Origin of the sequence: Streptococcus sanguinis, assembly GCF_050223295.1 — a bacterium.
GTDB classification, from domain to species: domain Bacteria; phylum Bacillota; class Bacilli; order Lactobacillales; family Streptococcaceae; genus Streptococcus; species Streptococcus sanguinis_X.
Genome location: NZ_CP071424.1, coordinates 1 through 15041 on the forward strand (window position 1 = coordinate 1; position 15041 = coordinate 15041).

Below are 15041 nucleotides of genomic sequence, written 5' to 3' on the forward strand. Positions count from 1 at the left end.
ATGACCAAAGAACAGGACTTTTGGAATCGTATTTTAGAATTGGCTCATGCTCAGCTAAAACAGACAACTTATGATTTCTTTGTTGCTGAGGCTAAGCTTGTTAAAGTTGAAGAAAAACAAGCTATTATTTTCCTGGATAGTCCGGTGAAACAACTATTTTGGGAGCAAAACTTAGTAGGAGTTATTCTTACTGCAGGATTTGAGATTTTTAATGATCAGATTGCTGGAAAATATATTTTTGAAGAAGAAACTAACACTGAAACTCCGAAATCTGTAGTAACCAGTCCTCAAATCAGCACTGTTCAGCCAAGCTTGCCACCTATTGATACTGGCTTAAAGTCAAAATATACCTTTGATAATTTTGTTCAGGGAGACGGAAATATCTGGGCTAAAGCTGCTGCCTTAGCGGTATCTGAGAATCTGGCCACAACCTATAATCCTCTTTTTATCTACGGAGGACCTGGCCTGGGCAAAACTCATTTATTAAATGCTATTGGCAATCAGATTTTAGAAAATATTCCAGATGCGCGTGTCAAGTATATACCGGCTGAAACCTTTATTAACGACTTCCTCGAACATTTAAGATTGGGAGAGATGGATAGCTTTAAAAAAATCTATCGTAGTCTGGATCTTCTGCTAATTGATGATATTCAATCTTTGGGAGGAAAAAAGGTTTCAACTCAGGAAGAATTTTTCAACACTTTCAATGCTCTTCATGGTGAAAATAAACAGATTGTTTTAACCAGCGACCGCAGTCCTGATCATCTGGACAATTTGGAAGAACGCTTGGTAACACGTTTCAAATGGGGATTAACTCAGAATATTACACCGCCAGATTTTGAAACACGAATTGCAATTCTGCGAAACAAAATAGAAGATTTGGATTATATTTTCCCGAATGATACCTTGGAATATCTTGCAGGACAGTTCGACTCCAATGTCCGCGACTTGGAAGGTGCTTTGAATGACATCAGTCTCATCGCTAGAGTTCGTCATCTGAAGGAAATTACTATTGATATCGCTGCGGAAGCCATTCGAGCACGCAAACAGGATTCAAGCCAGGTAACAGTTATCCCGATTGATAAGATTCAGTCTGAAGTTGGGAAATTCTATGGTGTTAGTGTCAAAGAGATGAAAGGCAGCCGTCGAGTACAAAATATCGTTTTAGCTAGACAGGTAGCTATGTATCTGACTCGTGAACTGACTGACAACAGTCTGCCTAAAATTGGTCGTGAATTTGGCGGGAAAGATCATACGACTGTTATCCATGCACATGGAAAAATCAAAACTATGATTGAATCAGACGACAATTTGCGTTTAGAAATTGAAAGCATCAAGAATAAAATTAAATAGCGTGTGGAAAACTACAGATTTTTTTCAAAACTTATCCACACTTTGTGAACAAGTCTCAAAACTTGTTAGAATAAGGACAAAGCTATTTTTCCACATAATTCACACAAACTACTATTACTATTAATCTTATAATCATAAATAAATAAAAAGGAGATCCCATGATTCATTTTTCTATTAATAAAAATCTCTTCTTACAAGCTTTAAATACCACTAAAAGGGCTATCAGCCATAAAAATGCAATTCCTATTCTTTCTACTGTAAAAATCGATGTTACCAAAGAAGGAATCACCTTAATCGGCTCGAATGGTCAAGTGTCGATTGAAAACTTTATTTCTACTCAAAATGAAAATGCAGGCTTGCTTGTCAACTCAACAGGTTCAATTTTATTAGAAGCGACTTTCTTTATTAATGTTGTTTCTAGCCTGCCAGATATTATTTTGGATTTTAAAGAAATTGAACAAAAACAAATCGTCTTGACTAGCGGCAAATCAGAGATTACCCTGAAAGGAAAAGACGCTGACCAGTATCCACGAATCCAGGAAATTTCTGCTAGCAATCCCTTGGTCCTTGAAACAAAAATTCTCAAGGATGTCATTAACGAAACAGCCTTTGCAGCCAGTGTTCAGGAAAGCCGTCCAATTTTGACTGGTGTTCACTTTGTTTTGACAGATAACCGTTCTTTGAAAACAGTTGCGACAGACTCCCACAGAATGAGTCAAAAGAAAATTACTCTGGAGAAAAACGGAGATAATTTTGACGTAGTCATTCCAAGTCGCTCTTTGCGGGAATTTACGGCTGTTTTTACCGATGAAATTGAAACGGTAGAGATTTTCTTTGCTAACAATCAAATTCTTTTCAGAAGCGAAAATATCAGCTTCTACACCCGCCTCTTGGAAGGAAATTATCCAGATACAGATCGTTTGATTCCAACTGAATTTACGAGTGTCCTTACTTTTAATACTTCTGATTTGCGTGCAGCTATGGAACGCGCTCGTCTCTTGTCTAATGCTACACAGAATGGAACAGTTAAACTGGAGATTGCAGGCGGTATTGTCAGTGCCCATGTAAATTCACCAGAGGTCGGCCGTGTTAACGAAGAAATTGATACAGAAAGTGTAACTGGCGAAGATTTGACCATTAGCTTTAATCCAACTTATCTGATCGATGCTTTGAAGGCTATTGACAGTGAAAAAGTAACGATTAGTTTTATCTCATCCGTTCGTCCTTTCACTTTAGTACCGAGTGAAGACACAGAAAACTTTATTCAGCTGATTACACCTGTCAGAACTAATTAATATGAAAAGCAGTGGGCCAAGTTAAAGATTTTTACTTCTTGGTCCTAAGCTCTTTTCATTTACAAAGTATGATAGATGCTTAATATTTCTTCCTGGACTATGATAGTTCCTTGAAAGGAGAAAGAAAATGTATGAAATTGGTCATTTTGTAGAAATGAAAAAGCCACATGCCTGCACCATTAAAGCGACTGGGAAAAAGGCGAATCGCTGGGAAATCACAAGGGTTGGTGCAGATATCAAAATCCGTTGCACCAATTGTGAACATCTTGTGATGATGAGTCGTCACGATTTTGAAAGAAAAATGAAGAAAATAATTGATTGAACTAAAAATCATCGTAAATGCTATTGTGGAAAACTAATTTGCATTGCTGAAGATTAGATTTAGATTTTTTTCTGATTTTTCAATCAAAAATGGATAGGACTTTTTAAGTCCTATCCATTTTGCTTTTATTTAAGATCTTCAAATTTACCGTCTTTAACTTCTTTATAACCTGCTTTTTCGAGTAATTTAGCAGTTTCTTTGTAACTGATATAATCTGCTTTTTGATTACCAGATGTTTGAAGAAGCTGTTTACTTTGTAGTTCTTCAATATCAGCTTTGCTGAAATCGATTGTCAGTTTTTCAGTTAAATAATCATCTTTGTACTCAATTTTATGAGTTAATCCTTTGATACCCTCAATAGATTTAGCATAGGCTTCTGTCTGCTCTTTAGCAGTGTCTTTTGTCAAGCCAACTGGTTTATAGTAGAAGGTGTTGTTTGTTTCGTTTATAAGAAGCTCATCACCTTTGTATTCAACAGTGATGCGGCTATCTTGCTTAGTATTTTGGTCAATCAGCTGGAAATAAGCTTTTTTAGGACTGCTGCAGGCAGCTAAAACAAACAAAGCGGAAATCGCAAGGAAGGAAAGAAAAAGTGTTTTGAAAGTATTCTTTTTCATTAGGGACTCCTTTAATAAGAATATTAGCTATATTATACCATTTTTTTCTTCAATTTATTTTACATTTTTGTAAAGAAAGCTAGAAAAAATAACTTAAATCCGCTGTTTAGGATAAGGATTTATGGTATAATGGTTTGGATTGAAAAGATGAATGGAGAAGATAAGAATGGCTTTGACAGCAGGAATCGTTGGTTTACCCAATGTTGGTAAGTCAACTTTATTTAATGCAATTACAAAAGCAGGTGCAGAAGCAGCTAATTACCCTTTTGCGACAATTGATCCAAATGTCGGGCGGGTAGAAGTTCCGGATGATCGTCTGGATAAATTAACAGAACTCATCAAACCACAGAAGAAAGTTCCAACAACATTCGAATTTACTGATATTGCTGGAATTGTGAAAGGTGCTTCAAAAGGAGAAGGACTAGGGAATAAATTCTTAGCCAATATCCGCGAAGTAGATGCTATCGTCCATGTAGTGCGTGCCTTTGATGATGAAAATGTCATGCGGGAACAGGGCCGTGAGTCTGAATTTGTAGATCCAATGGCAGATATTGAGACCATTAATCTAGAATTGATTTTAGCAGACTTAGAAAGTATTAACAAACGTTATGCGCGTGTAGAGAAGATGGCTCGTACCCAAAAAGATAAGGATTCAGTGGCAGAATTTAATGTTTTACAGAAAATTAAGCCTGTCCTGGAAGATGGTCTATCAGCTCGTACAATTGAATTCACAGAAGAAGAGCAAAAAATTGTCAAAGGGCTCTTTCTCTTAACGACTAAGCCAGTTCTCTATGTGGCCAATGTCAGTGAAGATGAGGTGGATGATCCAGATAATATTGACTATGTGAAGCAGATTCGTGAATTTGCAGCTACAGAAAATGCTGAAGTTGTTGTCATTTCAGCGCGTGCAGAGGAAGAGATTTCTGAATTGGATGATGAAGATAAGTCAGAATTCCTGGAAGCTATCGGCTTGACAGAATCAGGTGTGGATAAACTGACCAGAGCAGCTTATCATCTGTTGGGACTTGGAACCTACTTTACAGCTGGTGAAAAGGAAGTGCGTGCTTGGACCTTTAAGCGTGGAATGAAATCTCCTCAAGCGGCTGGCATTATTCACTCAGACTTTGAAAAAGGCTTTATTCGAGCAGTCACTATGTCTTATGATGACCTAGTGCACTATGGTAGCGAAAAAGCAGTTAAAGAGGCTGGACGTTTGCGCGAAGAAGGAAAAGAATATATCGTTCAAGATGGCGATATTATGGAATTTAGATTTAATGTGTAAAGTATTTGTAAAGTCTAAAAATTCTAGGTTGGAAATTTTTTTCCAGCCCTTTTGGCTTTTATAAAGGAGAAAAATGGTAAAGTTAATAGTCGGTCTGGGAAATCCAGGAGAAAAATATATCGAAACCAAGCATAATGTTGGTTTTATGCTAGTTGACAAGATTTGTAAAGATCTTGATTTGAAGTTTACAGCTGATAAAATCTTTCAAGCAGATATCGCCTCTACTTTTCTAAATGGTGAAAAAGTCTATTTTGTAAAACCAACTACATTTATGAATGAGAGCGGAAAGGCTGTTCAAGCTTTACTGGCATACTATGGTTTAGATATAGAGGATTTATTGGTCATCTATGATGATTTGGATATGGAAGTTGGTAAGATTCGTTTGCGCAGCAAGGGTTCAGCTGGCGGCCATAACGGCATTAAATCTATTATCAAACATATTGGAAGTCAAGAGTTTAAACGGATAAAGATAGGTATTGGCCGTCCAAAAGAAGGCATGACAGTGGTCCAACACGTTCTAGGAAAATTTGATAAAGATGCTTATATAACAATTTTGAATACTCTTGATAAAGTTGACAATGCTGTAAATTATTATTTACAGTCAGGCAATTTTGAACAAACAATGCAGAAATACAATGGATAATAAAATGAACCTGATTGACTTATTTTGTCAAAACCAGCAAATTTCAGATTGGAAGAAAAATCTCCATAAAAGCAGCAGACAGTTGATAATGGGACTGTCTGCATCAACAAAAGCAATCACTATAGCGGCTGGATTAGAAGAAGCTGATAAAATCCTTGTGCTGACTTCTAGTCAAAATGAAGCAGATCGTTTGGCTAGTGATTTGATTTCTTTGTTGGGAGAAGACAAGGTCTATACGTTCTTAGCAGATGATACTCCTATAGCAGAATTTGTATTTGCCTCACAGGAAAAAATATTTTCAAGATTAGATGCTCTGAACTTTTTAATAGATCATCAAAAGTCTGGAATTCTAGTTACTAATGTTGCAGCCAGCAAATTACTCTTGCCTGATTCTATTGATTTTAAAAATACCAATATAAATTTGACAGTTGGACAAGAATATGACCTAAATAATCTTGTAAAGATGTTGTCAAGATCAGGATACAAGAAGGTGTCTCAAGTTTTAAGTCAGGGAGAATATAGTCTAAGAGGAGACATCTTAGACATTTTTGAGCGATCAGCAGAGGCACCTTATCGCCTGGAGTTTTTTGGTGATGAAATTGATGGTATCCGGATTTTCAATCCAGAAAATCAAACTTCAATTGAGAATATAGAAAGTATTTTGATTAAACCTGCTTCTGATATCCTGCTTTCTGAGAAAGATTATACTCGAGGACAAGAAAATCTGGAAGCAATTATAGAAAAAGCTGTTGATCCTACTTTGAAATCTTACTTAGAAGAGATACTAATCAGTGCCAAAGAGGAGTTCCATCATGCAGATATTCGTAAATTCCTTTCTTATTTTTATCAGAAAGAATGGACTATTTTAGACTACTTGCCTGTTCATAGTCCTGTGTTTTTTGATGATTTTCAAAAAATTGTGGATCGACATGCTCAATTTGAACTGGAAACAGCTAGTTTGTTGACAGATAATTTACAAAATTGTAAAGCTTTATCAAGTCAGAAATATTTTGCAGATAAGTACCAAGATTATCGTCAATATAAACCAGCAACCTTCTTTTCAAGCTTTCAAAAAGGTTTGGGAAATCTGAAATTTGATGCTTTGTATCAATTCAATCAGTACCCAATGCAAGAATTTTTCAGTCAGTTTTCCTTGCTCAAGGAAGAGATTAATCGTTATAAAAAATCTGGCTATACAATAATTTTACAAGCAAATTCTTCGGCAGGTTTACAAAGTTTACATAAAAATTTACAGGAATATGATATTCATTTAGACTATATAAAAGATGCTGAAATCCAAAAAAATGCAGTTCAACTTATTGAAGGAAATCTTGTTCAGGGTTTTAATTTCGTAGATGAGAAAATTGTTCTTATTACAGAGTACGAAATTATTCATAAGAAAATAAAACGAAAAATCCGGCGTCAGAATATCTCAAATGCTGAACGACTGAAAGATTATAATGAGCTAGAAAAAGGGGACTATGTTGTCCATAATATTCATGGGATAGGACGTTATCTGGGAATAGAAACGATTGAAATCTCTGGTGTCCACCGTGATTATCTGACAATTCAATATCAAAATTCTGATCGTATTTCGATTCCAGTTGACCAGATTGATCTCCTATCAAAGTATGTTGCCAGCGATGGAAAAACACCTAAGGTAAATAAGCTAAATGACGGTCGTTTCCAGAAGAGTAAGCAAAAAGTTCAGCATCAGGTTCAGGATATTGCGGATGATTTGATTAAACTATATGCTGAACGCAGCCAGCTAAAAGGTTTTGCTTTCTCAGCTGATGATTCCAATCAAGAGGAATTTGATAATGATTTTCCTTATGTTGAAACAGAGGACCAGCTAAGAAGTATTCAAGAAGTGAAGAAGGATATGGAAAGCAGTCGTCCGATGGACCGCCTCTTAGTTGGTGATGTCGGCTTTGGGAAAACAGAAGTAGCTATGCGGGCTGCTTTTAAAGCTGTCAACAATCATAAACAAGTAGCTGTATTAGTGCCAACAACGGTTTTAGCCCAGCAGCACTATACTAACTTTAAAGAACGCTTTAATGATTTTGCGGTCAATGTCGAGGTACTCAGCCGTTTCAGGAGTAAGGCAGAACAAAAACAGACTTTGGATAAGCTGCAGAAGGGACAGGTTGACATTATCATTGGAACCCACCGACTATTATCCAAAGATGTAGAATTTGCAGATTTAGGTTTAATTATCATTGATGAAGAGCAGCGTTTTGGAGTTAAACATAAGGAAACATTAAAAGAATTGAAAAAGAAAGTTGATGTCCTGACCTTGACAGCAACTCCTATTCCTCGAACTCTTCATATGTCTATGCTGGGGATTCGCGATTTGTCAGTCATTGAGACCCCACCTACCAATCGTTATCCTGTTCAGACCTATGTTTTAGAAAGCAATCCTACAGTGATTCGAGAAGCTGTCTTACGTGAAATAGACCGAGGTGGACAGGTTTATTATCTTTACAACAAGGTTGACACAATTGAACAGAAAGTTTCGGAATTAAGAGAGTTAATCCCAGAAGTTTCTATAGGCTATGTTCATGGTCAAATGAGTGAGATTCGTTTAGAAAATACTTTACTGGATTTCATCAATGGAGAATACGATATTTTGGTGACCACAACCATTATTGAAACTGGAGTTGATATCCCAAATGCCAATACTTTGTTTGTAGAAAATGCTGACCACATGGGGCTGTCAACCTTGTATCAACTTCGTGGACGGGTTGGACGCAGTAATCGGATTGCCTACGCTTATCTGATGTACAGACCAGATAAGATCTTAACAGAAGTTTCTGAAAAGCGTCTAGAGGCTATTAAGGGATTTACAGAGTTAGGTTCTGGATTTAAGATTGCCATGCGAGATTTGTCTATTCGGGGTGCTGGCAATATCCTAGGAAGTATGCAATCTGGCTTTATTGATTCTGTTGGTTTTGAGATGTACTCACAGCTTCTAGAAGAAGCTATTGCTAAAAAGCAGGGTAGAGAGAATAAGCGTCAAAAAAGCAATGCAGAACTTAATCTGCAGATTGATGCCTATCTGCCTAGTGACTATATTTCTGATGAAAGACAGAAGATTGAAATTTATAAAAGAATTCGTGAGATTGACAGCCGTGTAAACTATGAAAATCTACAAGATGAATTGATTGATCGTTTTGGGGAGTATCCTGATGTTGTAGCCTATCTGTTGGAGATTGGACTTGCTAAGTCCTATTTAGATCAGGCTTTTGTAAAGTCAGTGGAACGCCAGCAGAATGCAGTAATTATTCATTTTGAGAAGATTTCGCAGCAACTTTATCTAACGCAGGATTATTTTGAAGCACTTTCGATGACGAATTTAAAAGCTCGAATTGGTGAAAAAAATGGCTTAATTGAAGTGATTTTTGATGTGAGGAACAAAAAAGATTATGAGATTTTAGAAGGTCTAGTTAATTTTGGAGAAAAGATGCTGGAAATTAAACACCGCAAGGCAGAATAAAGGTTACAATTCAGTGAAGTTTGGCTTTTTAAGCTCTATTTTTCTCAAAAAATGGTAGAATAATAAATTAAGAGAAAATGAGGTAATAGGATGAGATTAGATAAATATTTGAAAGTGTCACGGATTATCAAGCGACGTCCAGTGGCTAAAGAAGTAGCTGACAAGGGCCGGATAAAAGTGAACGGTATCTTGGCTAAGAGCTCAACAGATTTAAAAGTGGATGACTTGGTTGAAGTACGCTTTGGTAATAAACTCTTGACTGTAAAGGTTCTGGAGATGAAAGATAGTACCAAAAAAGAAGATGCAGCTAAAATGTACGAAATAGTCAGTGAAACAAGGATAGAAGAAGATGCCTAAAAATATCGTCCAACTCAATAATCGTTTTATTCAAGATGAAAATCAACGCCGCAGATATGTGGATCAGGAACGGCGGAAACGCAACCGTTTTATGGGCTGGGTTCTGATTTTGGTGATCCTCTTATTTATTTTACCTACCTATAATTTGTACCAGAGTTATCAAACCTTGCTGCAGCGTCGTGAACAGTATTCTAAACTGAAGGAGAAATATCAGACGCTCAGCGAAGAAAAGGTCTATCAATCTGATATAGCAACAAAGTTAAAAGATGACAGCTATGCTGCTAAGTATGCACGCGCTAAATACTCTTTTTCAAAAGAGGGTGAGTACATTTATACTATCCCAGATTTATTACCGCAGTAGTTATGGAAGATTTACTAAAAACAATTGAGCAGTTCTTGGAATTTTCTGATGAAAAACTAGAAGAACTGTCTGAAAAAAATCAAGCTTTGAAACTTCAAGAAAATCAAGAGGAAAGGGGAAAACATGCGTAAGTTTTTGTTACTGATATTTTTGCTGCCAGCTTTATTTAGCAGTATCACAGTTATTAGTACCGAAAAAGATTTCGTATTAGACGAGGAAGAAAAATATCATTTTACAAGCACTGCGTATGGACGCTATTATGATAGCATCCCGACAAATCCTAATGTTTATGAAGAAACTCCTACATTTACAGATTCTACTCTGAGTAAGATTGCTGGAAAGCTAATTCCAGACCAGCCTATCCAGATAACAGGATTTTATGTAAATGAAGAAGGAGTCCCGATTTTCAAGCTGAAAAATGGGCAGTTTGTGATAGCGGATAAAAATACAATTTACGAAGATACTGTCCAGTTAATCGAAGATATCCATCAAGAAATGTGGCTGAAACCCGGCTTTACTCTTTATGATAAAGCCAATATCAACGGAGCTAAAAAAATCAATACAACGGTAGCTCCATATACAAAAGTAAACATTATTCAAATTGTCCAGACAGTCAAAGGAACTTATGCCCAGATTGAAGGACAGGGCTGGGTTTCTATGGAATTTCTGGATGAAACTGACAATCGAATGGACAAAGTTCAAGAAATTTTGAGCAGTAAGTACAACAAGGTGGACTACTCTATCTATGTAAAACAGCTGGACACAGGCAAAGAAGCAGGCATAAATCAAGATCAAGAGATGTATTCGGCCAGTGTGACCAAACTGCCTTATCTTTACTATGTGCAGGAACAGCTGGATCAGAAAAAACTTTCGTTAGATCAGAAGTTCAAGTATATTGGAGCAGTCAATGATTTTGCAGGTGCTTATGAACCAGAAGGAAGTGGCAGTATTGCTAAGTCAGCTGATGACAAGGAATATTCAGTTCAGGATTTGATAAATCGAGTGGCCAAAGAATCAGATAACGTCGCCCACAATATCTTAGGCTATTATGCAACCAATCAATCTGATAAAAATTTTCAGCAGACGATTAACAAAATAGCTGGAAAGAAATGGGATGTGGAAGAAAGACAGGCTTCTTCACGTATGGCTGGAAATGTTTTGGCAGCTATCTATGAGCAAAATGGCATGATTATCGATGCCTTGTCTCAGACAAATTATGATAATCAGAGGATTTCTAAAAATATTGATGCTAAAGTGGCTCATAAAATTGGCGACGCCTATGATTTTAAGCACGATGCTGCGATTGTCTATGCAGATTCTCCTTTTATTATTGTCATTTTTACTAATAATTCAAACTACGATAATATTTCTCAGATAGCAGACGATGTCTATGGAGTTCTGAAATGATTAAGCAAGAATTTCTTAAAAAAATGCAGGAGAAAAAGTATTTCCAAGACCATCAAAAAGTTTTGGTTGCTGTATCAGGTGGACTGGATTCTATGACACTGCTACAGCTGTTGATTGATTCTCAAAAAGAACTGGCTATCGAGCTTGCGATTGCTCATGTCAATCACAAACAGCGGCCAGAGTCAGAACAAGAAGAAAAGGCATTAGTAAAGATTGCGGAACAGCTTGGTGTAAAGATTTTTACATCAAGTTTTTCTGGTAATTTTTCAGAAAATGCTGCTCGGCAGTTTCGTTATGATTTTTTTGGGAAAGTGATGCAGGAGGAGCACTATACAGCTCTGGTAACTGCCCACCACGCAGATGACCAAGCTGAGACTGTTTTTATGCGGCTGCTGCGTGGAGCTAGACTTCGCCATCTGTCCGGCATGAAAGCTGTCCAGTCTTTTGCTTGCGGGGAGCTGATTCGTCCTTTGCTTACTTTTCATAAGTCAGATTTTCCAGATATTCAGCATTTTGAAGATAACAGTAATTTTCAAAATGACTATCTCAGAAATCGAATTCGTAATCTTTATCTGCCGAATCTAGAAAAAGAAAACCCACAATTTAAGGATTCTTTGCGGTATCTAGGAAAGGAAATTGAAGAGTGGCAGACCGCTTTGTCTCACTTGACCAGGGATTTAGATATAGAAAATGTACAAGTTTTTCATCAGCAAATCCCTCAAGTTCAACGTTTTCTATTGCAGAACTATCTCGAAAACTTTCCTGGTCTGAATCTGAGCAAGCAGCAGTTTGAGGAGGTTTTAAACATCCTGCGGACTAAGGCCAATTATCAGCATACTTTGAAAAAAGACTATGAGCTTGTTAAAGATTACCAGCGTTTTGAAATTAGAAAAATCAGTCGTAAGCCCGATTTAAAAATGGATTCAATTTTGTTAGAATTTGAGAATCTGATTGAGTTTGGGCATTATCGATTTTCATTCGGGATTCCTTTGAGCGGTGAAAATATCCAGAAAATTTTTGTTTCGCGTGAAACTTCGCTGACACTCCGTTTCCGAAAAGAAGGAGACAGTATTTTGCTGAATGGTCATCACAAAAAGCTTCGTCGTCTTTTTATTGATAAGAAGGTTTCCTTTGAAGAACGGAATTCATCTGTAGTAGTTGAACAAAATCATCAAATTTTAGCGATCTTAAATATTGCTATCAGTGATTTGAGTAAGGCATTAAAAAGTGATATAATGAGTACTGTACTTTATATTCAGAAAATAGATGGGTAAAATTATGCTAGAACAAGATATCAAAAAAATATTGATTTCCCATGATGAAATCGTGGATGCTGCAAAAAAGCTTGGTCAGCAATTAACCAAAGAATACCAAGGTAAAAATCCAATTTTTGTTGGAATTTTAAAAGGTTCCGTGCCTTTTATGGCTGAGTTAATCAAGCATATTGATACACATATTGAGCTTGATTTTATGTTGGTCTCCAGCTACCATGGTGGTACTGCTAGCTCAGGTGTTATTAATGTTATTAAGGACATTGATCAAGACATTACAGGACGTGATATCCTTTTTGTTGAGGATATTATTGATACTGGTCAGACTTTGAAAAATCTGTGCAATTTGTTTAAGGAAAGAAATGCTGCATCAGTAAAAATTGCTACACTTTTGGATAAGCCAGAAGGTCGTGTTGTTGAGATTGATGCAGATTATACATGTTTCACAATTCCAAATGAATTTGTTGTTGGATATGGATTAGATTACAATGAGAACTATCGTAATATTCCATATATTGGTATTTTGAAAGAAGAAGTTTATACAAAATAAAGGTTTACTATTAATAGATGAAAAATAAGCAAAACAATGGTTTTATAAAAAATCCATTTCTCTATATTCTGATTATTGTTGTCCTAGTGACAGGGTTTCAGTATTTCTTCTCAGGAGATACTGGCGGTCGCAGTCAGCAAATCAATTACACAGAATTAGTGAAGGAAATTAAGGAAAATAATGTCACAGAGATGAGCTACCAGCCCAATGGTAGTGTCGTAGAGATTTCAGGTACTTACAAAACACCTCAGGAATCAAAAGAAGATACAGGGATTTTATTTTTTACTCCAAACATTTCTAAAGTAGAGAAATTCACAAGTATTATTTTACCGTCAGATATTACAATTTCTGATTTACAAAAATTAGCCTCTGAGCATAACACTGAAATCAGCATAAAGCGTGAAAGTTCAAGCGGAATGTGGATTACAATCCTCACTTCCATCGTTCCTTTTGTGATTGTCATTTTCTTCTTTATGTCCATGATGAATCAAGGTGGTGGCGGCGGTGCCCGCGGTGCCATGAATTTCGGGCGCAATAAAGCGCGTGCTGCTAACAAAGAAGATATTAAAGTTCGTTTCTCGGATGTAGCTGGTGCCGAAGAAGAAAAACAAGAACTTGTAGAAGTTGTTGAGTTTTTGAAAGATCGGAAACGTTACACCAAACTAGGTGCTCGTATTCCTGCCGGTGTCCTTCTGGAAGGCCCTCCAGGAACTGGTAAAACCTTGCTTGCTAAGGCAGTTGCTGGGGAAGCTGGAGTTCCTTTCTTCAGTATCTCAGGTTCTGATTTTGTCGAAATGTTTGTTGGGGTCGGAGCAAGCCGGGTTCGTTCTTTGTTTGAAGATGCGAAAAAAGCAGCCCCTGCTATTATCTTCATCGATGAAATCGATGCAGTCGGTCGTCAGCGTGGTGTTGGCCTTGGCGGTGGTAACGATGAGCGGGAGCAAACCCTCAATCAGCTCTTGATTGAAATGGATGGTTTCGAAGGCAATGAAGGAATCATTATCATTGCGGCTACTAACCGTTCGGATGTATTGGATCCAGCCTTGCTGCGTGCTGGCCGTTTTGACAGAAAAGTATTAGTCGGTCGTCCTGACGTTAAAGGTCGGGAAGCTATTCTTCGTGTTCATGCTAAGAATAAGCCGCTGGCTAAAAATGTTGATTTGAAACTAGTTGCTCAGCAGACACCAGGTTTTGTTGGTGCTGATTTGGAAAATGTCTTGAATGAAGCTGCTTTGGTTGCTGCTCGTCGTAACAAGAAAGTCATTGATGCAGATGATATTGATGAAGCAGAAGATCGGGTAATCGCAGGACCTTCTAAGAAAGATAAGATGGTGTCTGAACGTGATCGTCAAATGGTTGCTTATCATGAAGCTGGACATACTATTGTTGGTTTGGTATTGTCAAATGCGCGTGTCGTACATAAGGTAACTATCGTACCTCGTGGACGCGCTGGCGGATATATGATTGCCCTGCCTAAGGAAGACCAAATGCTTCTATCTAAAGAAGATATGAAAGAACAATTAGCTGGTCTTATGGGTGGCCGTGTGGCTGAAGAGATTATCTTTAATGTGCAGACAACAGGTGCTTCTAATGACTTTGAACAGGCAACTCAGATGGCCCGCAGTATGGTAACAGAATATGGAATGAGCGAAAAACTTGGTCCGGTTCAATACGAAGGCAATCATGCTATGTTTGGTGCAGCCAGTCCTCAAAAATCAATTTCAGAACAGACAGCATATGAGATTGACGAAGAAGTAAGAGAACTTCTTAATGAAGCACGTAACAAAGCTGCAGAGATTATTCAGTCCCATCGCGAAACCCATAAATTGATTGCTGAAGCGCTTCTTAAATATGAAACTTTGGATAGCAATCAGATTAAATCATTGTATGAAACTGGCAAAATGCCAGAAGAGTCTGAACTTGAATTAGACAAAGAAGCTCATGCGCTTTCTTATGATGAAATTAAAACGAAAATGGAAGAAAAAAGTTCCGAGTAGAAGAAGTTGGAGAAATTCCAACTTTTTTCTCTTTTTCTGAAATAGTTATTGACAAAGGAAGAAAAGCTGATATAATGGAATATGTTCTGC

Annotated in this window: 14 protein-coding genes; 13 read left to right on the forward strand and 1 reads right to left on the reverse strand. The window is 37.1% G+C overall.

Features of this window, described 5'->3' with window-relative positions; all coding sequences use genetic code 11:
- The 3 genes from dnaA (at window position 1) to J1C77_RS00015 (ending at window position 2970) form a co-directional block, all read left to right on the forward strand.
- Window positions 1-1353, forward strand: coding sequence for a chromosomal replication initiator protein DnaA (gene dnaA / locus J1C77_RS00005; protein ID WP_002922822.1), 1353 nt, complete (start codon window positions 1-3; stop codon window positions 1351-1353).
- A 158-nt stretch (window positions 1354-1511) separates the two neighbouring features.
- The gene (gene dnaN, locus J1C77_RS00010; RefSeq protein WP_002922820.1) at window positions 1512-2648 is read left to right on the forward strand and encodes a DNA polymerase III subunit beta; all 1137 of its coding nucleotides are present in this window, start codon (window positions 1512-1514) and stop codon (window positions 2646-2648) included.
- A 127-nt stretch (window positions 2649-2775) separates the two neighbouring features.
- Complete coding sequence (locus J1C77_RS00015) at window positions 2776-2970, forward strand: DUF951 domain-containing protein (RefSeq protein WP_002894296.1); 195 nt, start codon at window positions 2776-2778, stop codon at window positions 2968-2970.
- Window positions 2971-3095: 125 nt separating this feature from the next.
- On the opposite strand, the gene J1C77_RS00020 is transcribed toward J1C77_RS00015, so the two are convergent.
- Window positions 3096-3587, reverse strand: coding sequence for a DUF1307 domain-containing protein (locus J1C77_RS00020; protein WP_002922817.1), 492 nt, complete (start codon window positions 3585-3587; stop codon window positions 3096-3098).
- A 166-nt stretch (window positions 3588-3753) separates the two neighbouring features.
- Here J1C77_RS00020 and ychF point away from each other — a divergent pair, with 166 nt between their 5' ends.
- The 10 genes from ychF to ftsH all read left to right on the forward strand — a co-directional run bounded on the left by ychF (window position 3754) and on the right by ftsH (window position 14951).
- The gene (gene ychF / locus J1C77_RS00025) at window positions 3754-4869 is read left to right on the forward strand and encodes a redox-regulated ATPase YchF (protein WP_002922816.1); all 1116 of its coding nucleotides are present in this window, start codon (window positions 3754-3756) and stop codon (window positions 4867-4869) included.
- 73 nt (window positions 4870-4942) lie between these two features.
- Window positions 4943-5512, forward strand: coding sequence for an aminoacyl-tRNA hydrolase (gene pth, locus J1C77_RS00030; protein WP_002922815.1), 570 nt, complete (start codon window positions 4943-4945; stop codon window positions 5510-5512).
- Complete coding sequence (gene mfd / locus J1C77_RS00035; protein WP_002922813.1) at window positions 5505-9008, forward strand: transcription-repair coupling factor; 3504 nt, start codon at window positions 5505-5507, stop codon at window positions 9006-9008. Before pth ends, mfd begins: the two co-directional genes overlap by 8 nt.
- A 90-nt stretch (window positions 9009-9098) precedes the next feature.
- The gene (locus tag J1C77_RS00040) at window positions 9099-9365 is read left to right on the forward strand and encodes an RNA-binding S4 domain-containing protein (RefSeq protein ID WP_002894302.1); all 267 of its coding nucleotides are present in this window, start codon (window positions 9099-9101) and stop codon (window positions 9363-9365) included.
- Window positions 9358-9726 carry a septum formation initiator family protein gene (locus J1C77_RS00045; RefSeq protein ID WP_002894303.1) on the forward strand — a complete coding sequence of 123 codons (369 nt, stop codon included), beginning with the start codon at window positions 9358-9360 and terminating at the stop codon, window positions 9724-9726. The genes J1C77_RS00040 and J1C77_RS00045 overlap by 8 nt, the downstream gene beginning before the upstream one ends.
- Before the next feature lie 2 nt (window positions 9727-9728).
- A complete protein-coding gene (locus J1C77_RS00050; RefSeq protein WP_002922810.1) occupies window positions 9729-9857 on the forward strand; it encodes an SP_0009 family protein in 129 nt (42 codons plus the stop codon).
- Window positions 9850-11133: a serine hydrolase gene (locus tag J1C77_RS00055; RefSeq protein ID WP_002922809.1), complete on the forward strand. Its 1284-nt coding sequence runs from the start codon at window positions 9850-9852 to the stop codon at window positions 11131-11133. Before J1C77_RS00050 ends, J1C77_RS00055 begins: the two co-directional genes overlap by 8 nt.
- On the forward strand, window positions 11130-12407 hold the full coding sequence (tilS, locus tag J1C77_RS00060; RefSeq protein ID WP_002922808.1) for a tRNA lysidine(34) synthetase TilS: 1278 nt from the start codon (window positions 11130-11132) through the stop codon (window positions 12405-12407). The genes J1C77_RS00055 and tilS overlap by 4 nt, the downstream gene beginning before the upstream one ends.
- 4 nt (window positions 12408-12411) lie before the next feature.
- Window positions 12412-12954: a hypoxanthine phosphoribosyltransferase gene (gene hpt, locus J1C77_RS00065; protein ID WP_042763234.1), complete on the forward strand. Its 543-nt coding sequence runs from the start codon at window positions 12412-12414 to the stop codon at window positions 12952-12954.
- Between the two features lie 17 nt (window positions 12955-12971).
- Complete coding sequence (gene ftsH / locus J1C77_RS00070; RefSeq protein ID WP_002894312.1) at window positions 12972-14951, forward strand: ATP-dependent zinc metalloprotease FtsH; 1980 nt, start codon at window positions 12972-12974, stop codon at window positions 14949-14951.
- Window positions 14952-15041 lie beyond the last annotated feature (90 nt).

Bases quoted from the DNA above. Each gene is read 5' to 3' on its own strand.
- dnaA (WP_002922822.1), top strand. From the start codon at position 1: ATGACCAAAGAACAGGACTTTTGGAATCGTATTTTAGAATTGGCTCAT.
- dnaN (WP_002922820.1), top strand. From the start codon at position 1,512: ATGATTCATTTTTCTATTAATAAAAATCTCTTCTTACAAGCTTTAAAT.
- J1C77_RS00015 (WP_002894296.1), top strand. From the start codon at position 2,776: ATGTATGAAATTGGTCATTTTGTAGAAATGAAAAAGCCACATGCCTGC.
- J1C77_RS00020 (WP_002922817.1), bottom strand. From the start codon at position 3,587: ATGAAAAAGAATACTTTCAAAACACTTTTTCTTTCCTTCCTTGCGATT.
- ychF (WP_002922816.1), top strand. From the start codon at position 3,754: ATGGCTTTGACAGCAGGAATCGTTGGTTTACCCAATGTTGGTAAGTCA.
- pth (WP_002922815.1), top strand. From the start codon at position 4,943: ATGGTAAAGTTAATAGTCGGTCTGGGAAATCCAGGAGAAAAATATATC.
- mfd (WP_002922813.1), top strand. From the start codon at position 5,505: ATGGATAATAAAATGAACCTGATTGACTTATTTTGTCAAAACCAGCAA.
- J1C77_RS00040 (WP_002894302.1), top strand. From the start codon at position 9,099: ATGAGATTAGATAAATATTTGAAAGTGTCACGGATTATCAAGCGACGT.
- J1C77_RS00045 (WP_002894303.1), top strand. From the start codon at position 9,358: ATGCCTAAAAATATCGTCCAACTCAATAATCGTTTTATTCAAGATGAA.
- J1C77_RS00050 (WP_002922810.1), top strand. From the start codon at position 9,729: ATGGAAGATTTACTAAAAACAATTGAGCAGTTCTTGGAATTTTCTGAT.
- J1C77_RS00055 (WP_002922809.1), top strand. From the start codon at position 9,850: ATGCGTAAGTTTTTGTTACTGATATTTTTGCTGCCAGCTTTATTTAGC.
- tilS (WP_002922808.1), top strand. From the start codon at position 11,130: ATGATTAAGCAAGAATTTCTTAAAAAAATGCAGGAGAAAAAGTATTTC.
- hpt (WP_042763234.1), top strand. From the start codon at position 12,412: ATGCTAGAACAAGATATCAAAAAAATATTGATTTCCCATGATGAAATC.
- ftsH (WP_002894312.1), top strand. From the start codon at position 12,972: ATGAAAAATAAGCAAAACAATGGTTTTATAAAAAATCCATTTCTCTAT.